Annotated in this window: 24 protein-coding genes, 1 other RNA gene and 1 pseudogene; 11 read left to right on the top strand and 15 right to left on the bottom strand. The window is 46.4% G+C overall.

What is annotated here, in order from left to right:
* Position 1 precedes the first annotated feature (1 nt).
* On the bottom strand, positions 2 to 1,390 hold the full coding sequence (locus ABXR35_RS04305; protein ID WP_367055909.1) for an ammonium transporter: 1,389 nt from the start codon (positions 1,388 to 1,390) through the stop codon (positions 2 to 4).
* A gap of 541 nt (positions 1,391 to 1,931) precedes the next feature.
* Between ABXR35_RS04305 and ABXR35_RS04300 the strand changes: the two genes are divergently transcribed.
* Complete coding sequence (locus tag ABXR35_RS04300; RefSeq protein ID WP_367055906.1) at positions 1,932 to 2,366, top strand: MerR family transcriptional regulator; 435 nt, start codon at positions 1,932 to 1,934, stop codon at positions 2,364 to 2,366.
* 28 nt (positions 2,367 to 2,394) lie between these two features.
* Complete coding sequence (locus tag ABXR35_RS04295; protein WP_367055903.1) at positions 2,395 to 3,075, top strand: zinc metallopeptidase; 681 nt, start codon at positions 2,395 to 2,397, stop codon at positions 3,073 to 3,075.
* Positions 3,076 to 3,389: 314 nt separating this feature from the next.
* On the opposite strand, the pseudogene ABXR35_RS04290 reads toward ABXR35_RS04295, so the two are convergent.
* Positions 3,390 to 4,004 (bottom strand): annotated as a pseudogene (locus tag ABXR35_RS04290) (rhomboid family intramembrane serine protease); the annotation flags it as partial.
* A gap of 193 nt (positions 4,005 to 4,197) precedes the next feature.
* Between ABXR35_RS04290 and tpx the strand changes: the two are divergent.
* On the top strand, positions 4,198 to 4,719 hold the full coding sequence (gene tpx / locus ABXR35_RS04285) for a thiol peroxidase (protein ID WP_367055900.1): 522 nt from the start codon (positions 4,198 to 4,200) through the stop codon (positions 4,717 to 4,719).
* Between the two features lie 444 nt (positions 4,720 to 5,163).
* Here the strand turns inward: tpx and ABXR35_RS04280 are convergent, their stop codons facing one another.
* The 5 genes from ABXR35_RS04280 to ABXR35_RS04260 form a co-directional block, all read right to left on the bottom strand.
* The gene (locus tag ABXR35_RS04280; RefSeq protein WP_367055897.1) at positions 5,164 to 5,559 is read right to left on the bottom strand and encodes a DUF1499 domain-containing protein; all 396 of its coding nucleotides are present in this window, start codon (positions 5,557 to 5,559) and stop codon (positions 5,164 to 5,166) included.
* A 240-nt stretch (positions 5,560 to 5,799) separates the two neighbouring features.
* Positions 5,800 to 5,989: non-coding RNA, 6S RNA (gene ssrS / locus ABXR35_RS04275), on the bottom strand.
* 195 nt (positions 5,990 to 6,184) lie between these two features.
* Complete coding sequence (locus ABXR35_RS04270) at positions 6,185 to 7,075, bottom strand: YesL family protein (RefSeq protein WP_367055894.1); 891 nt, start codon at positions 7,073 to 7,075, stop codon at positions 6,185 to 6,187.
* Positions 7,076 to 7,381: 306 nt separating this feature from the next.
* Positions 7,382 to 8,584 carry an ABC transporter permease gene (locus tag ABXR35_RS04265; RefSeq protein WP_367055892.1) on the bottom strand — a complete coding sequence of 401 codons (1,203 nt, stop codon included), beginning with the start codon at positions 8,582 to 8,584 and terminating at the stop codon, positions 7,382 to 7,384.
* 1 nt (position 8,585) lies between these two features.
* The gene (locus tag ABXR35_RS04260; RefSeq protein WP_367055889.1) at positions 8,586 to 9,986 is read right to left on the bottom strand and encodes an HlyD family secretion protein; all 1,401 of its coding nucleotides are present in this window, start codon (positions 9,984 to 9,986) and stop codon (positions 8,586 to 8,588) included.
* A gap of 219 nt (positions 9,987 to 10,205) precedes the next feature.
* Here ABXR35_RS04260 and ABXR35_RS04255 point away from each other — a divergent pair, with 219 nt between their 5' ends.
* Positions 10,206 to 11,135, top strand: coding sequence for a LysR family transcriptional regulator (locus ABXR35_RS04255; RefSeq protein ID WP_367055886.1), 930 nt, complete (start codon positions 10,206 to 10,208; stop codon positions 11,133 to 11,135).
* A gap of 181 nt (positions 11,136 to 11,316) precedes the next feature.
* On the opposite strand, the gene cshA is transcribed toward ABXR35_RS04255, so the two are convergent.
* Positions 11,317 to 12,936 carry a degradosome RNA helicase CshA gene (gene cshA / locus ABXR35_RS04250; RefSeq protein ID WP_367055883.1) on the bottom strand — a complete coding sequence of 540 codons (1,620 nt, stop codon included), beginning with the start codon at positions 12,934 to 12,936 and terminating at the stop codon, positions 11,317 to 11,319.
* A gap of 424 nt (positions 12,937 to 13,360) precedes the next feature.
* Here cshA and ABXR35_RS04245 point away from each other — a divergent pair, with 424 nt between their 5' ends.
* The 3 genes from ABXR35_RS04245 to ABXR35_RS04235 all read left to right on the top strand — a co-directional run bounded on the left by ABXR35_RS04245 (position 13,361) and on the right by ABXR35_RS04235 (position 16,292).
* A complete protein-coding gene (locus ABXR35_RS04245) occupies positions 13,361 to 14,182 on the top strand; it encodes a YitT family protein (protein ID WP_367055880.1) in 822 nt (273 codons plus the stop codon).
* 212 nt (positions 14,183 to 14,394) lie between these two features.
* Complete coding sequence (locus ABXR35_RS04240; RefSeq protein WP_367055877.1) at positions 14,395 to 14,598, top strand: hypothetical protein; 204 nt, start codon at positions 14,395 to 14,397, stop codon at positions 14,596 to 14,598.
* Between the two features lie 515 nt (positions 14,599 to 15,113).
* Positions 15,114 to 16,292 carry a putative glycoside hydrolase gene (locus tag ABXR35_RS04235; protein WP_367055874.1) on the top strand — a complete coding sequence of 393 codons (1,179 nt, stop codon included), beginning with the start codon at positions 15,114 to 15,116 and terminating at the stop codon, positions 16,290 to 16,292.
* On the opposite strand, the gene ABXR35_RS04230 is transcribed toward ABXR35_RS04235, so the two are convergent.
* The gene (locus ABXR35_RS04230; protein WP_367055871.1) at positions 16,289 to 16,456 is read right to left on the bottom strand and encodes a hypothetical protein; all 168 of its coding nucleotides are present in this window, start codon (positions 16,454 to 16,456) and stop codon (positions 16,289 to 16,291) included. The genes ABXR35_RS04235 and ABXR35_RS04230 overlap by 4 nt on opposite strands.
* 176 nt (positions 16,457 to 16,632) lie before the next feature.
* On the opposite strand from ABXR35_RS04230, the gene ABXR35_RS04225 reads away from it, so the two are divergent.
* Positions 16,633 to 18,021: an MATE family efflux transporter gene (locus ABXR35_RS04225; RefSeq protein ID WP_367061169.1), complete on the top strand. Its 1,389-nt coding sequence runs from the start codon at positions 16,633 to 16,635 to the stop codon at positions 18,019 to 18,021.
* Positions 18,022 to 18,286: 265 nt separating this feature from the next.
* Here the strand turns inward: ABXR35_RS04225 and ABXR35_RS04220 are convergent, their stop codons facing one another.
* From ABXR35_RS04220 to ABXR35_RS04205, 4 genes are all read right to left on the bottom strand, one after another.
* Positions 18,287 to 19,156: a DUF72 domain-containing protein gene (locus ABXR35_RS04220; RefSeq protein WP_367055869.1), complete on the bottom strand. Its 870-nt coding sequence runs from the start codon at positions 19,154 to 19,156 to the stop codon at positions 18,287 to 18,289.
* Positions 19,157 to 19,177: 21 nt separating this feature from the next.
* A complete protein-coding gene (locus tag ABXR35_RS04215; protein ID WP_367055866.1) occupies positions 19,178 to 19,777 on the bottom strand; it encodes a TetR/AcrR family transcriptional regulator in 600 nt (199 codons plus the stop codon).
* A gap of 309 nt (positions 19,778 to 20,086) precedes the next feature.
* Complete coding sequence (gene pfkA / locus ABXR35_RS04210) at positions 20,087 to 21,070, bottom strand: 6-phosphofructokinase (protein ID WP_367055864.1); 984 nt, start codon at positions 21,068 to 21,070, stop codon at positions 20,087 to 20,089.
* A 23-nt stretch (positions 21,071 to 21,093) separates the two neighbouring features.
* Positions 21,094 to 22,176 carry a tetraprenyl-beta-curcumene synthase family protein gene (locus ABXR35_RS04205; RefSeq protein WP_367055861.1) on the bottom strand — a complete coding sequence of 361 codons (1,083 nt, stop codon included), beginning with the start codon at positions 22,174 to 22,176 and terminating at the stop codon, positions 21,094 to 21,096.
* 440 nt (positions 22,177 to 22,616) lie between these two features.
* On the opposite strand from ABXR35_RS04205, the gene ABXR35_RS04200 reads away from it, so the two are divergent.
* Complete coding sequence (locus ABXR35_RS04200) at positions 22,617 to 23,933, top strand: multi antimicrobial extrusion protein MatE (protein WP_367055858.1); 1,317 nt, start codon at positions 22,617 to 22,619, stop codon at positions 23,931 to 23,933.
* 35 nt (positions 23,934 to 23,968) lie between these two features.
* Here ABXR35_RS04200 and ABXR35_RS04195 read toward each other — a convergent pair whose 3' ends face one another.
* Both ABXR35_RS04195 and ABXR35_RS04190 read right to left on the bottom strand, forming a co-directional pair.
* Positions 23,969 to 25,171: a cytochrome P450 gene (locus ABXR35_RS04195; RefSeq protein WP_367055856.1), complete on the bottom strand. Its 1,203-nt coding sequence runs from the start codon at positions 25,169 to 25,171 to the stop codon at positions 23,969 to 23,971.
* A gap of 273 nt (positions 25,172 to 25,444) precedes the next feature.
* Positions 25,445 to 25,642 (bottom strand): cold shock domain-containing protein, encoded by a 198-nt coding sequence (locus ABXR35_RS04190; RefSeq protein WP_017813838.1) that lies wholly within the window; start codon positions 25,640 to 25,642, stop codon positions 25,445 to 25,447.
* Between the two features lie 152 nt (positions 25,643 to 25,794).
* Between ABXR35_RS04190 and ABXR35_RS04185 the strand changes: the two genes are divergently transcribed.
* Positions 25,795 to 26,025 carry a hypothetical protein gene (locus tag ABXR35_RS04185; RefSeq protein WP_367055853.1) on the top strand — a complete coding sequence of 77 codons (231 nt, stop codon included), beginning with the start codon at positions 25,795 to 25,797 and terminating at the stop codon, positions 26,023 to 26,025.
* Positions 26,026 to 26,033: 8 nt separating this feature from the next.
* A complete protein-coding gene (locus ABXR35_RS04180) occupies positions 26,034 to 26,225 on the top strand; it encodes a hypothetical protein (RefSeq protein WP_367055851.1) in 192 nt (63 codons plus the stop codon).
* Positions 26,226 to 26,243: the final 18 nt, after the last annotated feature.

Here is a 26,243-nt window from a genome sequence, read left to right as displayed (position 1 = left end):
CTTAGTTTACTTTTGTGCGATCCACTTCGCCGATCGCCTTCATTTGCTCTGGATAACCGTAAGAACCGTGCTCACTAATATCCAGACCCATCATTTCCTCTTCTTCTGTTACACGGATACCGCCCAGTGCTTTCATGATACCGAGGATGATAAACGACAGAACAAGAACGAAGATGAACGTTCCGATCATACCGAGCAGCTGTACACCCAGTTGATGGAAGCCGCCGCCGTAGAACAGACCCGCTTGACCTACATTCACTTTAGCAGCCAGTTCCGGTGTAGCGAACAAACCAGTAGAGATTGCGCCCCACATACCAGCAATACCGTGTACGGAGAATGCGTAGATCGGATCGTCCACACCTGCTTTTTCAAACCATTGTGCTGTGAAGAATGTAACCACACCAGCAACCAGACCGATGACAACCGCTGCCCATACATCAACAAATGCACAAGAACCAGTGATAGCAACCAGTGCTGCCAGTACGCCGTTCAGCATGCTTGGAATGTCGCCTTTACCCAATACGACCCAAGAGATCAACAGAGCCGCGATACCGCCTGCTGCTGCTGCCAGATTCGTAGTCAGTGCTACATACGTGAAGAATCCGCCATCTGGTGTCAGTGCGCTACCAGGGTTGAAGCCCATCCAGCCGAACCAGAGGATAAATACACCGATAACCGAGAATACTTGGTTATGACCCGGAATAATGTTAGGTTTGCCGTCTTTGTTATATTTGCCCAGACGTGGTTTGAGCAGCAGTGTTGCCGCCAGACCCGCTGTTGCACCGGTCAAATGGACAACGGTCGAACCCGCATAATCCTGCATACCGATTGCTGCCAACCAGCCGCCGCCCCATACCCAGTGAGCGATGATTGGATAAATGATAATCATGAACAGAACGCCGAACACGATATATACGCTAAGCTTTGCACGCTCAGCAAATCCGCCAAATGCGATTGACAGTGATACTGCTGCAAACGCAAGGTGGAACAAGAACATCATCGAGATCGGAATATCGAGACCAGACAATGCGCCGAACAAAGGCTTCATATCTTCCCCATTCAGGAAGAACCCTTGATAACCGAAAAATCCGTTACCGTCGCCAAAGCCGAGTCCAAAACCGAATGCCCAGAAGGCAACCAGTGCGATACCGAGTGTCAAGATTGTTTTACCGGCAACGTGACCGGCATTTTTCATTCGTACAGAACCAGCTTCCAGAAAAGCAAAGCCTGCCTGCATGAACAATACCAGCGCGAATGCTAAGAATACGAAGAACGTATCCAGATTCGTTTTTACTACATCAGCAGTAACTTCATCCGCCGCAAACGCGCTAAACGGAAAAGCTAGAAGTGCGGATGCCGCCAACCCCGTAACGGCCCATTTTTTTCTCATTTTACCCACTCCCCTATGTAATGTTACTTCACATATCGTGAAATCCTTAATGTCATTATAATCAGATTAAAACACGGATGACAAGAGTTAATTTTCAAAATCATGAAAATAGTTTTGTAACCTCTATATTCACCGCTTTTCTTCTTATAAATATAGGATTGCTTACAACCAAATCATGGGCATTTTTGCAGATCACTTACATGGTTTTCACTACTTTTCATCTTGCTCTTTACCGTTCCATGTATAAATATATGGAATTTTTGTGAAATTACTTTTTAAGGGTCATTCAGCCAAATTTCAGGTACATTTAAGCCAAAGAGCGTATATTATATACAAGTACTTCAATATGTTGTTATATCAATGGTTTCATATCGCATACTGATCAATATCTGTTGCGGTTACAGCCTGTCATTACGGGGTATATCTGAATAAGCATTACGTTTGACTGTATGGTTTAAATTCCTGTAATATAGGCATTGGGATTCAGCAGTGTTGAATCCTCGTTTATATGAACAAAAACGGGGGTGAATACGTTGGGGATATGAAATTATACCGTATTGGAGAACTGTCCAGAATCGCCGGGATTAGTGAGCGAACCGTCGATTATTATACAAAAATGGGACTCATTCAACCGGAAAGCCGCTCGTTGAAAAATTATCGCCTGTATAGTTTTGAAACGTTGTCTCGGTTGGAACGTATTACAAAGTTAAAGCAGGACAAGTATACTCTTGAGGAAATCAGGGAAAAGCTAAATGCCTGGGATCGTGTAACCGATGAGGAACAGGTGACCAAGCGTCTAAGCGAAATCGAACTGCATATGGAACAGTTGCAGCGCGAAGTGCGCGAGTTAGAACCATTATTGCAGCAGATGAAGCCGACACAGGCCAAACGGGCATTTATCAATCTGGTTCCCCAGAGTGCAGCTTGCATTGAAGCATTGAAGTTTCTGCTTGGACAGGGTTCAGGCTTCATGTAGTCCGCTACATTATATGGAGGAATGAAATATGACGAACGGTATCTTTTTGATATTAATTATTGCTGCATTCGGTCTGACCATCTGGGCGCAGTTTAAGGTCAAAGGTACTTTCAATAAGTTCTCTGAAGTACCGAATATGCGTGGAATTAGCGGCTATCAGGCTGCACGCCATATGTTGGATTCTAACGGTCTGCAGGATGTTCCGATCGAGCCTGTACAAGGCACACTGTCTGACCACTATGATCCGGTAAACCGCGTGGTACGTCTGTCCGAGCCGGTTTATTACGGCACTAGCATCTCCTCGGTTGCCGTTGCGTGTCACGAGATTGGTCACGCCATTCAGCACAAACAGCATTATCCGATGCTGAAGCTTCGTCATCGGATGTTCCCGGTGGTTAACTTCACATCTGGTATCGCTCCGTTTCTACTGTTGGCAGGTTTTCTATTCAGCTCGTTCAACCTGATTGGTCTGGGTGTCATTTTCTTCTCGGCTGCGGTTGCATTCCAACTCGTAACGCTGCCAGTTGAATTTAACGCAAGTAACCGCGCTCGCGACATTATGGTTGCGGAAGGTTATGTAACCCAAGATGAAGAACGCAATGTAGGTAAAGTACTGAATGCTGCTGCACTCACTTATGTAGCTGCCGCATTACTGTCGGTACTGGAACTTGCACGTTACCTGTTCTTGCTGTTTGGTAACCGCGACTAATCCGTTGTTACTTCCAGTATATCGTATTCCATTGCAAATGGATGTATAAGGATATGAGCATTATCTACAAAAAAGCCGTCACCCACTATTGGGCTGACGGCTTTTTTTATATTCTCTTATTCCTTTACTTACCTTTATTTCTTGCGCTTGTCATCGGTTCCGCGCTCCTGCACATCATCCGTATGGGAGTGAGGAACTTGATGATGCTGATGCTCCTGCATGCCCTGCTCACGTTCCAGCTTCATGCGTTCTTCTTCCTGTCGACGCAGCTCCAGTTCACGCTGCTGCTGGTACTGGCGGAAAATACGCTCCCAGCGTCCTCGCAGACCAGTCAGGCGCAGCAGCAACCCATAGATGAAGAATCCTGAGATCAGACCGCCGAGATGCGCCCAGATACCAATTCCCGGCGTAAGGAATGTAAATACCAGTCCCAAACCAAGAATGGTATAAATCGTTTGACGTGAAGCTCGATCCAGCATTTGACGCTGAAACAAAGCGATATACAAAAATGCTCCATACACGCCATAAATTGCTCCCGAAGCGCCAGCTGCCAAATGTCCCTCCGTTGATTGACGGTACAGCTCTAAACTAATGACGTTACCGATAATACCGCTACCAAAATACAGTAGTCCATGACGCCATGTTCCTAGCAATCTTTCCAATGGTGGGGCGAATACGATCAAGGCAAACGAGTTGAACAACAGATGATCAAACCCAATATGCACAAACATTGCCGTAATCGTACGCCACCATTGATCATAGCCTTCCAGATTCGTTAGGGCGCCGTAGTCCACCAACGTGTTCTGATTTCGCGAGCCGCCATTGATAGTCATCAAAATAAACACAACCACATTGGCGATGATGATTAACGAGGTAAGCGGATAAAACCGCAAAAAGCTTTTCCAACTCTCATAACGAACAAATAACATAGGTTCTCCTTGTCTTCTGACATACTCATACAAACGTTCATTTTTGCTTTCTTCCCCATGCTTTATTATAATAAACTCGGGCTTAAAATGCGAAAATGTACGGTTATTTCTGTAATATGATTACCCTACATAACGTAAATGATGACTGTGCATGCATATAGCCATCTCTAAATTATTTTGAGGAGGAATAAAGATGACGCAAGAACGTACAGGCGTTGCCGCTTTTAAAGGGAATGCCATTACTCTTATTGGACCTGAATTGCAGGTGGGTGACAAGGCTCCTGCTTTTACTATCAGCAAAAACCTGCTGGAGCAAGCGAGTCTATCTGATTATGCAGGTCAGATCAAGCTGATCAGTGTTGTGCCATCACTCGATACTGGTGTATGTGATGCACAAACCCGTCGCTTCAATGAAGCTGCTTCCGAGCTGGGCGAAGATGTAGTTATTCTGACTATCAGCGCGGATCTGCCATTTGCACAAGCTCGCTGGTGCGGTGCCGCTGGTGTAGATCGTGTCGTAACACTGTCTGATTACCGCGACAACTCTTTTGGCAAAGCATATGGCGTGCTGATCAAGGAATTTGTGATCGATATGCGTGCTATTTTCGTAATCGACCGCGATGATGTGATCCGCTATGTGGAATATTTGCCGGAGATGAGCGAGCATCCGAATTATGATCAAGCGATTGCAGCTGTTAAAGGCTTGCTGGGCTAAATCGTTTCCCAATGAATGAGAAGCGAGATAAATGAAATTCAAGGATGATTCGGTAGAATAGAACATATTCTGCTGAAGATCATTTGAACATGAACTGCTGTTTCAGGTAAGATCATTCGTTATTCACAATACGAACATGCAAAAGACCTTTTTCTGCCGACGGCAAGAAGAAGGTCTTTTGTATAATATCCCTTATTGTTACGCTTACAAAAGACAACATAACACTATAGATGCACCAAAAGCGAAATATCCTTTTGATAGACTCCAACGTCTGAACGCTGCGATTCAATACCATCAACACTGTGAATTCTATTGTCATCAAGCCGTTCAAACCTTATGTACCCACTGCATCCCCCAGATCGTTATCCCATCGTCGGTTATACGTATTGCGGTATTGCTTATGCCCAGTCAGCAGTATACCTAAGTGCAAGCAGAAGCGTTTGGTTATGGATTGTCGATTTTGTATTGAGCCAATTTTTTGTCCAGTGCGCCAAACAGCGTCAAAATATTACGGTAGTTAGCACCCAAATCGCCTAGTGAGCCACGGGAAGCAGAGTGAATATCAATCGCACTGCGTACCGGACTAACGGCTACGATCGATACTGTAATGTCCATGATGCGTCCAAATCCTGTTTTCCGTTCCAATGTAATCTCGCCTACACTATGCACTTCATGCAGCACCTTGAAGCCGGGAATTTTTTTTAATGTTGAAGAAACTTCTTCCCAAGCGCGCTCGCGGGAAAGGTTATAATATCTTGTTTTCATTTGCGGATCTTTGGCGCGGTCGCCTGTGCCTTCCTGGCTACGAATGATTCCCACTAACGTTCTTTTCAACGACAAGACATTTCCTCCTTTGCATCTACAAAGCTATCATTACTATCAGTGTATCATTACTACGTAAATAAGAAAACCAATATTATGCCATATATCGACACTGTCATATCCAGACAGTTAGCATGTAAGCGCAAACAAAAAACGCTCTGAAATAAGGATTCCCAGGAATCCATTCAGAACGTTTTCTGCTTAAATCCTGTCGACATAAAGTCGGCACCTACCTTTTGCTTAGAGTAAAAGGTGTAAAACGGTCCCGCAGATGCCGTCCGATAACATTGTCTTCGAACCTGCTTAGCAGGTGGGTGATCGCAGAACTGATTTTGAAGTCCCCACATCCAATGGATAGGGCCGGTCAGCGTCAGTTACATATAGGTCTCCCGAGACATCATCATTGGTTCAAAACAACGAGAAATCGAGGCGTACATTGCAGGATGTAAATTTATTATAAACTTCATGTTTGGTTTTGTAAAGACGATTTCGGCATTCTCTCCCACTTTTTTGTAAGTGCTTACAATGTGATTAAGAATGAGATTGTTTTTCTAAAAAATAAGAGGACTTTGGCGGCTGGAGCAGTATGGAAGCTGCTCCAGCCTATCCTTCCATCTTCACCGATCTGGTATAGGAACCGTGTTTAGGATGGACGTTCTTTGTTGTCCGTTACGCTCTTATCGGTCAGGTTTTTCTGTACATCCTGATCCATCGACGGTTGAGATGGTGCGGAAGAATCTATACGCTGTGCACTCTGCTCAGGCGATTGATCACCAATTGCCAGTTGCTCATCCGCCTGCAACTCCTTCTCCTGCTGTTCGGCTGCTTGCTTCTCCGATTGCTCCTGCATTTTCAGGAACATACCGTAAAAGTTAAAGAAAGCGAACCATGCGATTGCTGAGGATAAGAAGAACAGGAACAACACCGGATAGCGAGTACCGATAAACAGCAGTGCTACCGTTCCAAGCAATGTGGAGAACAATCGGAATGGACGTACAATCGACAGCAGAATGGCATTTTTGATAATATCCTTAAGCTTCATGTGATAGTGCGCCACCATGGAGAAGAAGTTGAATAGTGACACAAACAGCACAAGCAGGAAGATCAGCATTACAATACCTAGCAGCTGCAGATTCGGGAATTGATTCATATACACAGTATAATCAACATACATGATCACAAACAGCAGAGTGTAGAAAATACCACCAATCATGCTCTGCTTATAATTTTCCTTATAGCCGCGGAAAAACGTTTTGATAACGGATACATCACCTTCACCCATCACCCATTTACGAACAACGGTGAACAGTGCGGATGTTGCCGGAAACAGTACAAATGGCGCTAAAATGCCCATTGCCCAGTTCGTCTGCAAAATATCGTTTTGACTTGCCCCAGATTGCATAAAAATAAATCGGAATACCAGAAAAAACAAAAATGGCGACGAACAAATGACCCACAGCAGATTGCTGCCCGCTAGTCGCATAATCCATTCGGATAAGCGGTACAGTCCGCCCATTACCCCTCTAAATTCCAAATCATCTTCCCCCTCATTTGCGCCAGCATCCCCGATGCCGCATCTCTGATGATATCTATCTTAACTATAACCTATGTTAACCAGACAATACCAGCCCATATTGCATATGGACTATGGTTTGATAATGACAGTCAGTTTCCTATGCTTTGCGAGCATAATACCAGCATTTTGCAGAGAAGTTGGGTCATTGTACTAGCAAGCAATAGGTTTATAAAAAGACGAAATAGCTATACTGTTCCATCGATTCCTACTTTAATCAGATGGGAGCAGTATAGCTATATGTTAGAGGGATACGCTGGATGATGATTATCCTTTGGGTACTGGTTCAGCTGTAGAACTCGATACGCTAGTCTCTACAGCTTCGGTATAACGGCGCATCGATAATGGATAGATGACGAAGGAGATCAGCAATGTGACCAATCCAATCAAGCTGAGTGCCATCACATTGCCCCATATTGATTCTACCGATAATCCTTTGACCACAATACTACGTATACCTTGTAAAAAGTGAGTCAATGGTAGACATTCACCAATGACACGCAGCACCTTCGGCATCGCTTCAAGGGGCCATGTATACCCGGAGAGCATGAACGAAGGCATTGCAATGAGCATTAATGCCTGAATAGCATCCACCTGACGTTTGGACACGACGCTGAATAGAAATCCCAATCCACACACTGCAAAATTAAATGCCAGCGACAAGAACAGTAGCGGTATGAATTGTCCAGCAAAAGGAATCCCGAAGCCAAAATGTGCAATCGAGAACGAAACTACAATATTCACAAGTCCAATCAAAAAATACGGTGTCAGCTTGGCAATCGCTAGCTTCCATGGTGAAAAGCGCCAAACGCTAAATTGATGCCACGAGCCGGCTTCCTTTTGCCATGTACAGGATAGCGCGATGCCGAGCAATAAACACTGTTGTAAAGCGGCAGAAATGACACCAATCGGCATGTAGTACTCATAATTAAATACAGGATTGTAGAGCACACGGGAGCGATATGGAATGGTATTCAGCAATGCACCTGCCTGCTCGCTGCTCATGCCCTGCTTGTCCAGCGTTTGCAAGGTTGCTCCGCTACTCACGCTCATAATGACCTGATTGGCAATACGTGAAGCACTATTGGAGTAGATCAGATTGCTACCGTCGATCAAGGTGAGAATAGGTATATGTTCTCCATGCTGCAAGCCGGACATGAAGTTAGGCGGAATAATCAGCCCGACACGAGCTTCACCGGATTGTACTGCCTGCACTACATCCTCCTGATTCCAGCGCTGTCCCGTCACCTGAAATGTATCGGTCGCATCAAATGCTTGAATAATCTGACGGCTTAAACTGGAATTGTCCCCATCATAGACTACCACGGGCATCTCAGTAATCCGCTCGTGTGAATATAGGAATCCGAACAGCACGGCATACAGTATCGGCATTAGCAGCAGGATCGCAGCCAACTTGGGAATTGTAAACATATGTCTGCATTCATCTGCGATTGCCCGTCCTATATTCATCTTACTGCGCTCCTTTGCCACTGAATAGCACGGTGCTTCCAGTCGGTACGTTATCAGGAAGTCCGGTCAACAGCACTTTCACGCCAAACGAACGAATATCGGTATCGCCGGAGCTTTGACTCGGCTTTTGAATAGCAAAATCCGCAGCGGCGTCGATCACCTTCACTTTGCCCTGCACGGTTGTACCATCGCCCAGCAATTGAACCTGCACGGGATCGCCAGTATGCAATCCGCTCAATGCCGTTTCAGTCATATAAAATTTTGCCCAGCGCTGTGAAGTCGTTTCGAGCGAATAGACAGTAGAACCAGCACTGACCAGTTCACCAGCATTCACCGATTTACTTTTGATGACACCATCAGCGGCGGCGCGTAGCTTGGTATATCCGGCATATGTTTGAGCTTCTTGTAATGCTGCTTTTGCCTGAGCTACCTGCGATTGTGCTGCCTCCACCTTGGCTTGGGCGAGTGTGTACGATGCCTGCGCTTGCGCAACCGTTCCTTTTGCCTGATCGCTAGCGCCTTGTGCTTGACCTACTGCAGCTTGGGCAGCTTTTACATCTTCCTGCTTCAGACCGACCTGTCCCTGTCCAGCTTGGGCTTCTTTGACCGCAGCCAGTGCTTGTTGGTACTGTGCCTGCGCAGCGTTGATTTCTTCCTGTCGACTGCCTTTGACAGCTAAATTTTGCTTTTCCAAAGCGGCATCGTACTGTGCCTGCGCTTGCTGTTGTTGAAGTTTCGCTTGGTCCAATGCAGCATCCGTAGCTAGACCTGCGTCAAATAGTTGCTGACTGCGGCTTAGGCTTTTTTGTGCAGTATCCAGTGCATCTTTGGCAGCACTGGTGCTTGCTTTGAGTTGAGCAATCTCTTCTGGGCGAGCACCACTTTTGATCGCTTCCCAGTTGGCTTTGGCTGCATTGGCTGCCGCCTGAGCCTGTTCCAATTGGCTGGATGATGATTCGGAAGTAACTTGAACCGCCATCGTGCCTTGAGCCACCTTCGTACGAGCAGCCGTTTCGGCGGCTTCGGCTTGAGTAACACCTGCTTGCGCTTGCGTAATTCCTGCTTCTGCCTGAGCAACACCGGCTTTGGCTTGTGATACATTCGCCTGTGCGGCTTTCAGTGCCGCTTGCGCTTGAGCGACTTTATCCTGCAATTCCGAACTATCGAGTACAGCGAGTAGCTGCCCTTTTTTTACATGATCGCCTTCTTGCACGAGCAGCTCACTAACCCTACCAGCGACTTTGAAGCTGGAACTGACGGTATCCGATTCGACATAGGCGGTCGGTGTGGAGCCGGTATTCTTAGCATTGCCCTCCCGACTGAATGACAATCCGAGCACAACGATAACGACGACAATCGCTACCAATACAATAGCGTATCCTATCCCTTTTTTTCTGGTCATATTCTCACTCCGCTTTCTCTATATCTGATTTCCCTCGATCTATCCTTTCACGATTTAGAGGTGATATAGGCATTTATTTGAATATATCATAGACTATTAGTACAATATATCTATTAAAATTCGATTATACTGAACTTTTAGTCAACTATCGGATAGATGCGTTATGCTGTATTTTTCAAATATCCAGCTATCTAATTTCTGAAGGAGCTGCTATTGCCTATGAATATTGAACAAATGCACTATATTGCTGAAGTCGCTCGCACAGGCTCACTTACTCGTGCTGCGGAAAATTGTCATATTACAGTGACCGGAGTGAGTCGGGCGATTACGCTTTTTGAAAAAGAGCTAGGTACACGTTTATTCATTCGTTCACGCTCCGGCACAATGACTACCCCAGAAGGCGAAAACATCATTGCCAAAATCACAACCATTCTCAATCAAATCGAAGAATTAAAGCGTGAATCTAGCAGTTATCAGGAATTGAACAATTCTCGTCTACGCATCGCTTCCATTCCCGGTCCGATCTCGCTATTGATCGAAAGTATATCGGATATGAAGCGAGAATTTCCGGGAAGTCGCTTTGAGATTATCGAAAATAACACACAAACTGTATTGGAAAGTGTACATCATGGAGAAAGCGATATTGGGCTCGTGCTCTTATCCGAGCAGAGTATTCCACAATATGATCATTTGCAATTCGAAGCGTTAGCAGAGGATCGACTCATTCTCGTTTGTCATCAGGAATCCGCACTTGCTGATCAATCTATGGTTATTCTGAATGATCTATCTGATATACCACTCGTATTGTACAACGATCCTAATATTCTGACTCTGGTTCGTCAGCTTGCTCCAAACAGCGATATTTTGTTTAAAAGCAATAATGTAGACGCGTTACTGCGGGCAGTACGTGCCAATCTGGCAGTCACCATAGGTACGCTTCACTCGCTACATGCCTATGGCACATCCTTTCACAAAGAAATGGTTACAATTCCGCTGCAATTACCGGATCGAGGAGATTCTTATCTATGGTCGGTTCGCTCCACCGATTATCCAGTCTCCCGTTCATCCGACTTATTTATACGCCGATTCAAGCAAATCTTAGCTACTCGCCCCACTTATGGAAATATCGGCGCTTCCAGAGATCTATAATATACAGGATAGATAGGGGGTGACCTCTGTATCCCCAACTTCCATTAAATAATCTTGTCATACCATCCTATGCAAAAAAAAGGCTACCGAATATTCGGTAGCCTTTGTTGTCCTGCCATCATGTTATTGTATTAAAGATCCCGGTTATTCACCGGTCAATCATCTATTGCAAAATAAACTATTATTCTGGGGAATCAGAACGGTTGCTGCTCGATGGACGACGGTTTTCGCCGCCATTGTTGCTGCGTGGTCTGCGGTCGCGGGAGTACTCGCCGCTGCGTCCGCCTTCACGGTTGCCGTTGCTGTTACCATCGCGGTTGCCACGGTATCCACCGCCGCCGCCACTGCTGTAACCACCACGGTTGTTATCGCGGTTACCACGGTATCCGCCACCACCGCCGCCATTGCCGTTACGGTTGTAGTTACCGGATGGTTTGCGTCCACCGGAACGAACGTCTGGTCTGCGACGTTTTGCACGGATTGGCTCTTCTGGAGTCAGATCGATCTGAGCATCCTTTTTCTCGCCTGTCAGCAATTTGATTGCAGCTGCCAGCAGGTTTACGGAATCATAGCTTTCCAGCAATTGAATCGCAATCCCTTTGTATTCGTTCAAAGGAGCAGTATCGTCTTGAACCAGCTCCAGCAGGCGCTCAGCTGTAATGCGTTGTTTACCTTCGATCGCTTCAGCCAGGGATGGCAGAGGCTTACGAGTGATTTTGTGACGCGTTACACGCTCGATGAAGTGCAGGTGATCGATCTCACGTGGAGTTACGAACGAGTATGCTGCGCCTTCTTTACCAGCACGACCTGTACGACCGATACGGTGAACATAGCTCTCTGGATCTTGTGGAAGGTCAAAGTTTACAACGTGAGTTACGCCGGAAACGTCCAAACCACGAGCTGCTACGTCTGTTGCAACGAGTACATCGATGCTGCCATCGCGGAATTTACGCATTACGTTATCGCGTTGGTTCTGGGACAGGTCACCGTGCAGTCCGTCTGCGGAATAACCGCGTTTTTGCAGGGCTTCTGCCAGTTCGTCAACACGACGTTTTGTACGACCGAATACGATAGCCAGTTCTGGTGATTCCATATCGATCAGACGGGACAGAGCATCAAACTTCTGGCGCTCGTTCACTTCGATATAGGATTGGTCGATCAGAGGAGCGCTGATTTGTTTCGGAATAACCGATACGTGTTGTGGCTCTTTCAGGAATTGGTTCGCCAGACGTTGGATGTTTGGCGGCATTGTTGCGGAGAACAGCATCGTTTGACGCTCATCCGGTACTTGTTTCAGGATAGACTGAATGTCTTCCATGAAACCCATGTCCAGCATTTCGTCCGCTTCATCCAGTACAACGTATTGTACGTCTTCCAGTTTGATCGTTTTGCGGTTGATGTGGTCAAGCAAACGACCTGGTGTACCGATAATGATTTGTGGTTTCTTTTTCAGTGCACGAATCTGACGACCGATCTCTTGACCACCGTAGATTGGCAACGAGCGAATGCCTTTGAAGCGTGCCAGTTTTTCGATTTCCTCAGCAACCTGGATCGCCAGCTCGCGAGTAGGAGCCATAACCAATGCTCTAATTTTTTCGTCCGAACGTTCTACCTTGTTAATAATAGGGATACTGAATGCTGCTGTTTTACCCGTACCAGTTTGTGCTTGACCGATCAGGTCACTTCCGCCCATTGCGACTGGGATGGATTGGGATTGGATCGGAGTTGCTTCCTCAAAACCCAGTTCCATAATCGCTTTCAGTACTTTTTCATCTAAACCAAAGTCTACAAATTTTGTCAAAATATTCAAACTCCTTCTATGATGGTGGACAATCCACTAACTTGTTTGTATTCTTAAGTAGCAATTGAGTAGCATATAGCTGCATATCAGGAGGTCTCACAGACCACCATATCCGTTAGCTGGTGTTGATTATTGAATAAGTCCGATCACTTTTAGAGCATCTGTTTCAATGCCTGGTGCGATTAAAGTTGAATAAAAAGGGTTATTCAATACTCTCTATGATGAAATAAACCCGTCTTGCATTTATTAAAATCTGAATGTTATTCAGCAAAACATCCCTACTCAAGAATATCTAAATCATTATATCACAAAATACACAGGCATGACTAGCTGATTCATAATATAATTACGATTGCGAAAGAAACTTTCCATTTTGGGTTTCATATACTTTCCATAACTTACTAACTACACTAGAGGTGACCACATGTTAAAAAAATCAATGCCGCTGCTTGGAGTGCTAATCGGCTCCATTTTCACAGCAGCTGCGTTCAACCTGTTCCTGATTCCCCATCAATTGCTGAGCGGCGGGGTGTCAGGTCTTGCTATGTTAACGGGCTATTTTACGCCGCTTAACATCAGTATGCTGTACTTCGTCTATAACATTCCGCTGCTGATTGCCGGCTGGTTTATGCTCGGCAAACGATATATTTTCCTAAGTATCGTGTCGGTTGCAGCCACAACCTGGTTAATGACTGTTATACCGACTACCATTATTGCAAAAGACCTGCTTATTTCCTCCGTATTTGGCGGCGTGCTGATCGGTATCGGCGTCGGTATTTCGTTTCGTGCAGGCGGTTCAACCGGAGGCTTCGATATTCTCGGCTCGATCATTACGCGCTATCGCGACTTTCCGGTCGGCAACGTTATTGTTGGTTTGAACGGTCTCGTCATTTTGGCGATGGGGTATCTGTCGGATGACTGGAATATCGCGCTTGCTTCTATGGTCTGTATTTATTTGGGCGGTAAGGTCGTCGATCTCATTCACGTCAATCATGTCAAAGTCACTCTGTTCATCGTATCCAACCGGACAGAGGAATTGCTGGAACATCTTATGCCTCTGCAACGCGGAGTGACGCTGATTAAGGCGGAAGGCGCCTTTTCCAATGAATCCAAAGATATGCTGATGACCGTTACAACCCGCTATGAGCTGACAGAACTGCGCCGGATTATTAAAGAAACCGATCCGAACGCATTCGTCAATATGGTGGAAACCATCGGTATCATGGGTTCATTCCGCAAAAGCTGATCCTCAAAAAAGATTTGTACCGTTTGCTTTGCAGCTATTCACTGAAAGTCGCATTTTGTCGTTATATATAGTAAAATTATTACACGCCGCCGCATCAAGTAATAATTGAAGTTTGTGCACGTTCTCCAGTCCCTAAAGCACAACATGCTTTTCCTAAGCTCCCGTAAGAATGATTTCTTCTGTTAAGCGAAATGATTCCAGGATAGGAAAGGATGATTATTGTGGAAATGGAAAAGGTTAAATTGTCACAAATTGTCTTGAAATGTTTCCCGGATATGATGCCTTCCCTAAAACAGCAGGAACTCAATTCACTTATTGTACTGCGTGACGGGTTGCGTATTTTGGAACCAAATGATGCACTGGAAATTATTCAGTACAGTATCTGCGAAAATCAAGATCAACAGTTACTGCAATAATGCACACGGCTATACTGTCTTTACATGCAATGCTTCACGAAAATAACGCTAGGTATAAATGCCGCTTACGTTCTCTCCTTTATGGAAACGAACGTAAGCGGCATTTTGCTTATAGTGCCTCCGTATGCCCACTCTTTTCACCATTGTCAGCCCCTCTCTGCTGCCACTTTATTCATCAACCTGTATTTGCCATGTTTAGCGGATTATGAGACAGTTTAAATACATAGGATGGGCATTGTCATTATTCCCTTTGTTTGAGTCATGCAGCCATACATAATAGAACACGAATAGTACGTTTGCTATCTAAACGACTATCCGTATTCTTGCGTCCGCCGAGTGCTACTATATGGATTGTTCCTACTTGTTGTTACTACATCCGCAACTTTTCAAGTGTGGATGTGTATAAAGCGTTAGCAGGTAACAATACTGTATCCTCTGCTGCATGAACGTTGGGTTATAATCAGGGCAAATGCCACTTTTGTAAAAATCATACATAAGAGATGAGGGTTAATGACATGGATATTTTGTGGACGCTTATGCTGCTGGCGTCCACCGCTCTAGGCGGTGATCAGCAGGCTCAGGCACAGAACACACAAACCGCATCGCTGCAATCAATGCTGAACCGGGTAGCGATTCAAAGCCAGATGGATCAAACTGAGGTGGATGCAGACAATCCGCCAGCGAAGATTGATCCACAGCCAGATGCACCAGTCGTGAAGGGCATCTATGTAACAGCCTACAGCGCAGGCGGCTCTCGCATGGAGAAGCTGCTCAATCTTCTGGACAAAACCGAGCTGAATGCCATGGTTATTGACCTGAAGGATGATGCCGGGTACATAACGTACAAAACGGAAAACAATGATCTGCAAAAGCTGGGTAGCCCGCAGAACTTCATCGGCAATATCGATAAGCTGATGACGCGTCTGAAAAAGCATGATGTATATCCGATCGCTCGGATCGTTGTGTTTAAAGACACAGTGCTCGCCAAAAAGCATCCTGAGCTGTCATTTGTGAAAAGTAACGGTCAGGTATGGACGAACGGCAAAGGCGACAGCTTTGTGAACCCATACAAAAAAGAAGTGTGGGATTACAATATTGAACTTGCCAAGGAAGCGGCTGCCAAAGGATTCAAGGAAATCCAATTTGACTATGTACGCTTCCCCGAAGGCTTTGAAAATCACGAAAAAGAGTTGAAATTCACCAAGGACAAAGATGAGTCACGCGTCGATGTCATCGCTGAATTTGTACAGTATGCACGCAAAGAGCTGGCTCCACTGGGCGTACGCGTATCGGTAGATATTTTCGGATATGCTGCTTCCGTACCAGCTGCTGAGGGGATTGGACAGGATTTTGCCAAAATCTCTGAAAATGTCGATGTGATTAGCCCAATGATCTATCCAAGTCACTACACCACAGGCTGGTTCGGCGTGACTAACCCGGATACAAATCCATACGCTACGATCAAAGGCTCACTGGTCGATACGCACAAAAAGCTGAATCCGCTTGGTGAGGAAAAACCGATCATTCGCCCATGGATTCAAGACTTTACCGCCAGCTGGCTCGGCAGTGGTCATTATGTGCAATATGGCAAAAAGCAGGTCGATGATCAGATCCGTGCAATGAAGGATGAAGGTGTGGATGAGTATCTGCTCTGGAATGCGACCAACCGCTATACCGAGAATGCGAGCTTCTAACGACTGCTCGACTGCTCGACTGCTCGACTGCTCGACTGCTCGACTGCTCGACTGCTCGACTGCTCGACTGCTCGACTGCTCGACTGCTCGACTGCTCGACTGCTCGACTGCTCGACTGCTCGACTGCTCTTAGCAAGTGTGGGTACGATTGAGCGTTGAATCACTTTTGATGATGTATAACCCCCGGATGCGGTTTGATCCGGGGGTTGTTTGTATGCTCGATGCCAATATGACTATTCAATGCTTTGTTCATCCTGTACAATGTATCCTTGACGTGCAATCTTGCATATGATGTAAGGTTGTACACTAACGAAGTAAACTAGATAAGGGCTGATTGATGATGATTCCAACCTCTACATTATCGCAAAAGTACATACAATTTCTGAAAATTCTGTTCCCCGTGTTGATTACGCAAATTGCTCTGTCGATGATCAGCTTTTTTGATACGAATATGTCTGGTCATGCCAGTGCCGAGGATCTTGCTGGTGTAGCGATTGGGTCTAGCCTTTGGATTCCACTGCAAGCTGGGCTTAGCGGGATTCTGGTGGCGATTACGCCAACGATTTCGCATCTGATCGGCGGTGGTGAGCGGAAGCAGGTAAGCTACAATGTGATGCAGGCGCTACTGCTCTCCTTCGTTCTTGCGCTGCTCGTACTAGGAGCCGGTGTGCTACTTGTTCCCGGCATATTGCAGGCGATGAATTTGGAAGCCAAAGTGCATGAGGTGGCTCTGCATTTTCTGGCGGCTTTGTCAGTGGGTATTGTGCCGTTATTTGCTTATACGGTGTTGCGTGGATATATCGATGCACTAGGACAAACGCGCTTTTCGATGATGATTACGCTATGTTCCTTGCCGATCAATGTCGGATTGAACTATTTGCTGATTTTTGGTAACTGGGGCTTTCCTCGACTCGGCGGCGTTGGCGCAGGTGTTGCTTCAGCGATTACCTACTGGTGTATTCTGATCATCGCGCTTATTGTCGTACGGACAGCAGAGCCTTTTCGTGAAGATCATTTACTCAGCCGCTGGTCTGCTCCTTCTGCTGCTAAATGGGCGGAATTGTTAAAGTTAGGCGTGCCGATGGGCTTTGCTATCTTTTTTGAAACAGCGATCTTTGCTGGAGTGACATTGTTGATGAGCCGTTACGATACGATGACTATCGCTGCCCATCAGGCAGCACAAAACTTTGCTTCTACGCTGTATATGATTCCGCTGAGCATTTGTACAGCGTTAACGATTGTTGTAGGTTATGAAGTGGGTGCCGGACGGCAAAAGGATGCGCGGCAGTATAGTATGCTTGGGATCGGTACAGCGATTGGACTGTCAGTATGTACAGCCGTTATTTTGCTGCTATTCCGGTACGATGTATCGGCGCTATATTCGTCTGATCCCGTCTTAATTGAGTTGATTGCACATTTTATGATCTATGCGAGCTTTTATCAATTGTCGGATGCGATTGCTGCACCGGTACAAGGATCGCTACGTGGATATAAAGATGTGAATCCTGCCTTTTTCCTGACATTTTTGTCGTACTGGGTTATTGGACTGCCAGTTGGTTATGTACTGGCGGCGTATACGTCGCTGGGGGCTTACGGGTACTGGGTTGGGTTGAGTACTGGGCTAGCCTGTGGCGCAGTTACGCTGTTATGGCGATTGCTATGGGTACAGCGAAAGTTCAGACATATGCGTGCTGCCGAGAGCGGAGATATGCAGAAGAAGCTAGTTTAATCGTACACTTGGTTATAGAACGCCCTAATCTGTACACGAATAGGATTCTGCATGATCCATTGACTCTGTACAGTATGTGAACTTAGAGCATTGTTTTCAAAACAGACAATTCAGAAAGACGATTGATATGTGTTATTTCAATTTACATGCAAAACAAACAGTCAGCCCCGTTTTGTACAAGGGCTGACTGTTTGTTATATGCTGCACTTCATTCCAGTGTACATCAGCACACCACACATCATGCAAACTATTAAATTGGGAAGCCTTACAGATCAAATAGATCAACCTGCTGAACTTCGGGTTCTTTTTCCTTCGGAATCTCTGGCACGGATTGTCCCAAAAGCTCCATCAGTTGACGCGCATTATCAGCGGCATCACCAGCGGAGTTATTGTTAAAAATCACGCACACTTCGCCGGATTGCTGTTCCAGTCGCTTTAACCGCTCTGCCCACTCCGTCAGCTCCTGCTCATTATACCGATACAGATAGCGGACTTCACGCCAGTTTGGTTGACCAGACGCATTCCAACCGGATTCATTACGACCATGCATACGCACAACGGTCAGATCGGAATGGGTTGCCTGCTCAACAATCGGCACCGAGCCAACACCTGCTTGCGGCTCGTCACACACACTATGAATCCAATTGGCTTCTCGCATAAAATGTAGCGTCTTGTCCCGCATTTGCGGAGTAAACCAGCTCTGATGGCGGAATTCCAGCGCGCATGGCACATCCCCCATCCAGCGTCGCACATTACGCAAGGTGTTTACATTTTCACGATTACAATCAAACCAAGGCGGAAACTGGAACAACGCCGCCAGCAGCTTGCCTGCTTCTTCCATAGTGCTGATGGACAACCGAAAGGCACGGTACATCTCCTCTTCGGAATCGTATGGAATTTTGCCGCGTGTATGTCCGGTCATGCCCTGATAGGCTTTGACCAGAAAACGGAAGGAATCCGGCGTTTCCTGCGTCCATTTCTCCATATTATGCTTGGATTGAATCGCATAAAAGGAACTGTCCACTTCCACCACAGGAAACAGGCTGCTGTATACAGGCAACTTGTTTTTGGTTGCCTCTTTGGTGAGATAGAGAGAATCATGATCCCCCCATCCCGTCAAACCGACGCTAATCATTCCAGTATGTCCTCCCGGTTGTTATACTTTGCTTTGCTTACGCGCCAGACCGGATACATACAGCTGTACGATATTGATCGCCAGTTGTTCTGCACTGATCGTGCCCGGCAGCAGCTGGGTAAATACGATACGCTCAATGGTACCTACTAGGCATTCCGCTACCAGATTCATCGGAATCTCACTGGCAAAATGATCGTTACGCTGTTCAACACGCAGCATCTTTTCAATGCCCTGCACCAATTCCATCTTGATGTCATCGGCATCCGGTGACAGGTAGAATCCGATCCGGGTCAAATCGGGATGACTGTAGAAAAATTCAAACATTGATTGAATCGTATGGCAGAGCTGATCCAATGCGCTATGCCTCGCCGCAGGTTGCTCTGGCAATTGACTGTTATTGATCACTTCTTGAAGATTGGAGCGGAACATGTCCACCAGTTCCTCAAATACGGCATCCTTGCTTTCAAAATACAAATAAAATGCCGGTTGGGATAATTTGGCCTCCGATACGATTGCACTGACTTTGGTTGCGTGAAAGCCATGGGCTGCAAATTGCTTAGCAGCAGCATGTAATAAACGTAATCGGCTCTCCTTTCCTTTTGCACCTTTTTCTCTCGCCAATGTGTGGTGTCCCCCTTTACGGTTTCTCATCACCCTAGGTAATTGAATTAATTGTCTTGCACCCTTCTACACTATAGTACAATACTTTGCAGTTATGTTCTAACGTTTGGACGAAAAATTACCGATTTATTCCAACTTTTTTATGGAAATGATACTTAAAAGGTTGTTTGATGTAATAAAAATCATTGTATAATGATAGCAAAAAGCACGTACCTTTCGGTAATAGTAACCGATAGGTACGTGCTTTTTGTGCATTTGCACCTTTTCAAATTCATCTATGACTGATGAACTCTGTTTGCGTGCAACCTATTATTGCGATAGACGCAATGCCAGCTCATACGTAGCATGGTCAAAGTCTTTTTTCGTATTTACGACTTTATCAATATCCGTCAATGTCAGCTCGCCTTTGATCAGACCGCAAGCTTTATCCGATTCGCCTTGAATCAGCATGCGAACAGCAAAGTCACCTAGACGGCTTGCCAGGTTGCGGTCGCGCGGAGTTGGTGTACCGCCGCGTTGAATGTGACCCAATACCGTAACGCGCGGTTCGAGGCTTGGGTATTGCAGGTGCAGCTGTTCAGCTACATCTTCCCCGCGTCCTGCGCCTTCGGCTACGATAATAATACTATGACGTTTACCGCAAGCGAAGTTATTGTGCATACGGTCTGCGATTTCTTTCAGATCAAATGGTACTTCTGGAACGAGAATCGATTCCGCGCCGGACGCCAGACCTGCATGCAGAGCGATATCGCCGCAATGACGACCCATTACTTCAACGATAGATACACGTTCATGGGAGGACATCGTGTCACGCAATTTGTTGATCGCATCTACGACTACCCCTACGGAGGTATCGAAGCCGATCGTATAATCAGTATAGGAAATGTCGTTATCAATCGTGCCCGGCAGACCCATCGTGTTGATACCCAGCTTGCTCAGCTTGTTGGCACCTTGGTAAGAACCGTCGCCACCGATAACAACCAGACCGTCGATTCCGTGCTTGCGCAGAATATCTGCACCTTTTTGCTGACCTTCCAGTGTCATAAACTCTTTACATCGTGCCGACTGCAATACGGTTCCTCCGCGTTGAATAATATCGCCGACGCTGCGAAGATCCATCGGGAAAATATCCTCATTGAGTAGGCCTTGGTAACCGCGCTGAATTCCGCACACTTCCAGACCGTAATACAGACCGCTGCGCACAACGGCACGTACCGCTGCGTTCATGCCCTGGGAGTCGCCTCCACTGGTCAAAACGGCAATTTTCTTAACTGCTGATTCTGTTGCTGACATTCTGATGTCCCCCTTGTTTGTGTTCAATACATATACTTGCGAATCCAGCGGCTGTTCACCATGAAAAAGACTCTAGTTAAAGGCCCTTTGCGCATCAGCCTTCTGGAGACGGTTCGCACTTCTTGCTGCTCACTTACCTTCGGATCGGATAAATACAGGGCAACCAGCCCTTCGATGATCATGCGATGAAAGGAAGTTCCGGCAATCTGCTCTACATCCCTACGCGCCCAGTCCACAATCTGCTCAATCCGTCGATACATCGTTTCCGGCGAATCATAGTAATTGCAGAAGTTCAGATCACCGCCGCGACGGTCTTCCTCCTGATCAATCACATAGTCCAGCATAATATGCAGACAGCATACATGAGGAAAATAAGCATCGTATACCTTTTTGGCTCCGGCATCGTCCATCTGGAAGCCACTCGCTGCCAAAAACAGCATAAACATGCCGAGTGTCGAGCCGGTTGCAGCTGCAAATTCATTCCACTGCAAATGCGGTGTGCGATGTTTGTTCTCTTCCCACCAGTTCAGTAGCGCGTTCTCACGCAATTCCGGCGCAATATGCTTGTGTACCTGTAGGTCACAATACAATGACACCAGATCGCGCACATACGGAAACACGACTGTATAATCGGGAAGCTGACGAACATTGTGCTGACATGTGCGCACAAGCGCTTCCAGATAACCGCCATCTTCCTGCTCCGTACGCAGTGCATAATAATTGACCGGCTGTGCATCCGGTGTTACAGCATCCAGCATTGATTGGTGCAGCAGACGAAAATCCGCTGCATCCATAGAGGTGCTGCGGTCGCACAGATTATCAAGATAATCGCTGATCGTCTGGAAAGCGACGATGAGCGGCAGCAAAATATGGCGCTGCGAAATGTTGGCCACCGCATAGATGGCCCCTCCCTCACAGTGAAACTGCTTGGTAGCGATACTTGCAAGCGCCTGTTTCCTGAGTTCGGCATCTGGCATCTGCTCTGCCCGTTTGCGCCACTCATCCAGCTCCCGGCGTACCTCCGGCAATCCATACTTATACACCCGCTTCATCAGCGAGATGGCATTGCGGGGAAACGGGTAACGACTTTGCATCATATCATTCAATGGGCTGCCTCCACGTGGTTGTCTGTTGAACCTATCCTCATTATCATACATCATATTTTGCACCCTCACAACGTAGCAGTGTGATCCATCACAGCGCGCCACAACTGCATTTTCCAGTATTTTATAGACCTTGTATGCTTCATGTTGGTTCCTGTCTTCAAACCCACATTATTCAGAAAAAAGATAACATAAACATGATAAACCAGTTGTCTTTTCAACGCAAAAAAGGAGTAACCTGAAATGTTTCACAAACGCAATTTTTCTAAATTGTATGTCATATTTGTGTTCATTTGTTCCAAACGAATACTATGATGGTGCAATTTCATACGGACTGTGCGAAATGCTATGGTATACTGGTTGGCATACTATAGCAGCCTGTACGGTACAACGTCGTTCAAAACGTGAACAAAGGGACAGGATTTCAAAGGAGAATCGGGTGTATGTCGTCGGATCAGGTACCGCTCTCATGGAGACGGTTGTTGGCTTTTTTTATTCCTATGGGGCTGTCTGCCTCGCTTGTTACGATTTCGCATGTCATTATTAACCGCACATTAGCGTTTGCTGCTGATGCTGAGGTAGTGATTGCCAGTTATGCGCTAGCAATGAGTCTAGTGACGATTACGGAGCGTCCATCTACGCTGCTGCGGCAAACGTGTTCGGCGCTGGTGCGCGATCGCAAATCGTTTGCCGCCTTAACTGGGGTTACGTGGATCTTTCTCGCATTTGTGCTGGCGATTGGCGGATTGATTGTGTATACGCCAGTTGGAGCGCTCATTTTCAGGCATGTATTCGGGGTTGAGGATAAGCTGGTGCCACATGTGGTGGGCGTGTATGGGGTGCTGATGTATGTCAGTATTTTCTCGGTGATCCGCAATATTTATCAAGGCATTATTATTACAAATAACCGAACCAAATGGCTAACGATCGGCATGGGTTTTCGACTGGCAGGTATGTACGCGTTATCGCTGTTTTTCATTGCTACCGATCGGGTGAACAGTGGGACGGTTGGAGCGATCATCTTCCTCGTCGGTATGATTATTGAAGCGATTGTCAGCTACAGTGAAGGTCGCAATATTGCGAAGCGCATGCCAGTACAGCTGGAACAGCATCATGTGCGAACGCGTGGAGATGTGTTTACCTTTTACAAACCGCTGCTGTTCTCTTCCTTTGTCGCGATGCTGATTGGACCAGCGATCAACATCGCCCTTGGTAAAACAGAAGGTATCGCGCTGGCAATCTCAGCGTTTGCCATTGCCAGCAGCTTGCTACAGCTGGTATTGAGCTTTTTTACATATATTCATCAGATTGTGCTGAATTTTCATCACATCGACGCCAAAAAAGTGCGGCAATTCGGCATGATCGCCGGTTTTATTCCCGCACTTTTGCTTGGTCTGATCGCGTATACGCCACTTAGCTACTGGGTATTGGGGCATATTATGAATGTAAGTGGCGAGTTGCTGACAGAAAGTCTGTACACACTGCGCGCCTTTGTATTGTATGCACTCGTCATGCCGTGGCTCGATTATGCCAATGGATTGATTTTGCTACGAGGTCAGACCAAAGCGATGTTCCGCTCGCAAATGGCGAATGCTTCCTGTACTTTCGTCATGCTGATCACACTGCTGTTCATTTTTCCAGCGTGGAACGGCATGGTCGGTGCGCTCGCACAGTCGATTGGTTTGGCAGCAGAATTGTGTATCGTTACGCTCGTGATCCGGCATACAGGCAAACGGTCAGGCTTACAGGTGAACAACTGAGCCTGTGAAGCATAGACTTCTATCTACATGATCGCTTACAGCTGGACAAGCAAATGATGTACGCCATGCACCATCGGGCTAGGGAGCAATTGTAGTTCCTGCCCCTGCTCTCTGCTCAAATTTGGAAAACGATCCAACAGCACATTCAGCGCGGTTCTTGCTTCCAATCGAGCCAATGGAGCGCCAAGGCAGAAATGCACGCCCATACCAAACGCCATATGTGGATTGGGATGACGATCCATCAGATATTGATCCGCCTCTGTAAATTTGTATTCATCCCGGTTGGCAGAACCAATCCATGCGGTAACCAGATCATCGCGTCGAATCAACTGTCCGCCAATCTCAATATCATTCACTGCCTTACGCACCATGCCTTGGACGGGCGAACGAAAACGCAGTGCTTCCTCAATTGCCAAATCCAACTGTTCACGATTGTCTGCCAATGCACGCCAGCGTCCCGGCTCTTCAGTCAGGCAAATGACGGCATTGCCAATCAGATTCGTTGTCGTCTCATTGCCAGCCACGAGCAGCAAGAGGCAAAAGCTGAGTAGATGCGGCAGGTCTAGCTGTTCTCCCTCTACCTCTGCTGCCAATAACGCGGAGACCAGATCATGCTGCGGTTGACGCTTACGCTGTTCAATGACCTGCATAAAATATCCATACAGTTCGCGCGATGCCTGCTGCTTGCGCGCCGCAAGCTGCTGTGCGGTCTCTTCTGTGCCACTAAAGCCTTCCACCAGCGTATCCGACCAGCCTTTAAACAATTCGCGATCCTGCTCACGCACACCGAGCAGCTCGGCAATCACAATCACGGGTAACGGAAACGACAGATCGCGAATGATGTCCATCTCGGTATTGCTCTGTAATGGATCTAGCAGCTCATGAGTAATCTGTGCAATACGTGGCTCCATCGCGGCAACCGCTTTGAGTGTAAACGCTTGGTTGACGATACTGCGATACTTTTTATGCTTTGGTGGGTCCATCATTAGTAGCATTTCTGATTGCTGCCCGTCGGCATTGCGACGTGTCTGCGAGCTGAATGCTTTGTAATCCGACATGACGCGATGTACATCATCATACCGAAACACATCCCAGCTGCGGCGCTGTTCATCGTAATGAATCGGTGCCTCGGTTCGCATCTGTTCATACCAAGCAAATGCTGAACCCGCGTCCTTCACGCCCTGTGGCACAATCATATTCGGCGACAACATCGCCGATGCTTCATTATTTGATGTCATGATGATCTTCCTCCTGTTGTATAGGTGCTATCGTAAGGGATAAAATACGTCATTACGTCCTTATGGTACACTCACCCCAATGTTGTCACCCTGCAACAGGTTCATAGCCAAAGAAAAAAGTTACTGCATATTCATTTATCTTGCATACAATATGTATCCAACAAAAAAGCACAAGCCCCTTGATAACAAGGGAGCTTGTGCTGTAAATGACCTATGTGCTTAACGTACTTGGTGTTCAATGTATAAGCGATCCGTGAAATACGGATATCAATCTTATAATTTTACTACGTTAGCTGCTTGTGGACCACGGTTACCTTCAGTAATGTCGAACTCTACTGCTTGGCCTTCGTCCAAAGTTTTGAAGCCGTCGCCTTGAATAGCGGAAAAGTGTACGAATACATCTTCGCTACCTTCAACTTCGATGAAACCGAAACCTTTTTCTGCGTTGAACCATTTAACTGTACCTTTCACGTAAACAACCTCCTAAAATAGCGCCATCTGTGACGCATGTTTGTATTATAGCGCAACCGATTTCAAAATGCAACGAACTTAAAGCGGTTTGATTTGCAATTCCTGAGGTCTAAAGGTATGATTTTAGCAAACGGAACAGGGAGATTTTGAACATGATTAAAAAACATCAGATTTACAAAACAGACAAATGGAACATGCTAACGGTTGAGGTGAATGGCCGCGAGCTGATCCTGCGTGAAATTTCTACCGAGTGGGGCGAAGAAACACATAAGTTCATCAGTCGTCCAGAAATGATGCAATGGGCAAGTGATCGTTTTAAAAAGGAAGATTTTGATACCGAAGCGGAATGGGAAGATATTATGAACGCCTTCCGGGAGGTTTAACTCGCTCCATGAATTATACCGCTATCGTTATTTTCATTATTCTTGCCTTTGTGCAGGGCTTTATTCTGATTGCTTACAAGAACAGCATTCCACCGCAATTCAAGCGGTGGCTCGCTATTTTTGCGATTGTGATGCTGCTGCTCGCCTTTTTCCTGATGATCTACGGATTCCTGATGGCAGCCAATCCAAACGCATCATAGTTTCATTCATCACCGTTT

The sequence above is a fragment of the Paenibacillus sp. JQZ6Y-1 genome, assembly GCF_040719145.1.
Taxonomy (GTDB): domain Bacteria; phylum Bacillota; class Bacilli; order Paenibacillales; family Paenibacillaceae; genus Saccharibacillus; species Saccharibacillus kandeliae.
Note: the sequence above shows the minus strand (reverse complement) of the source record. Positions and strands in the feature narration are given on the sequence as shown.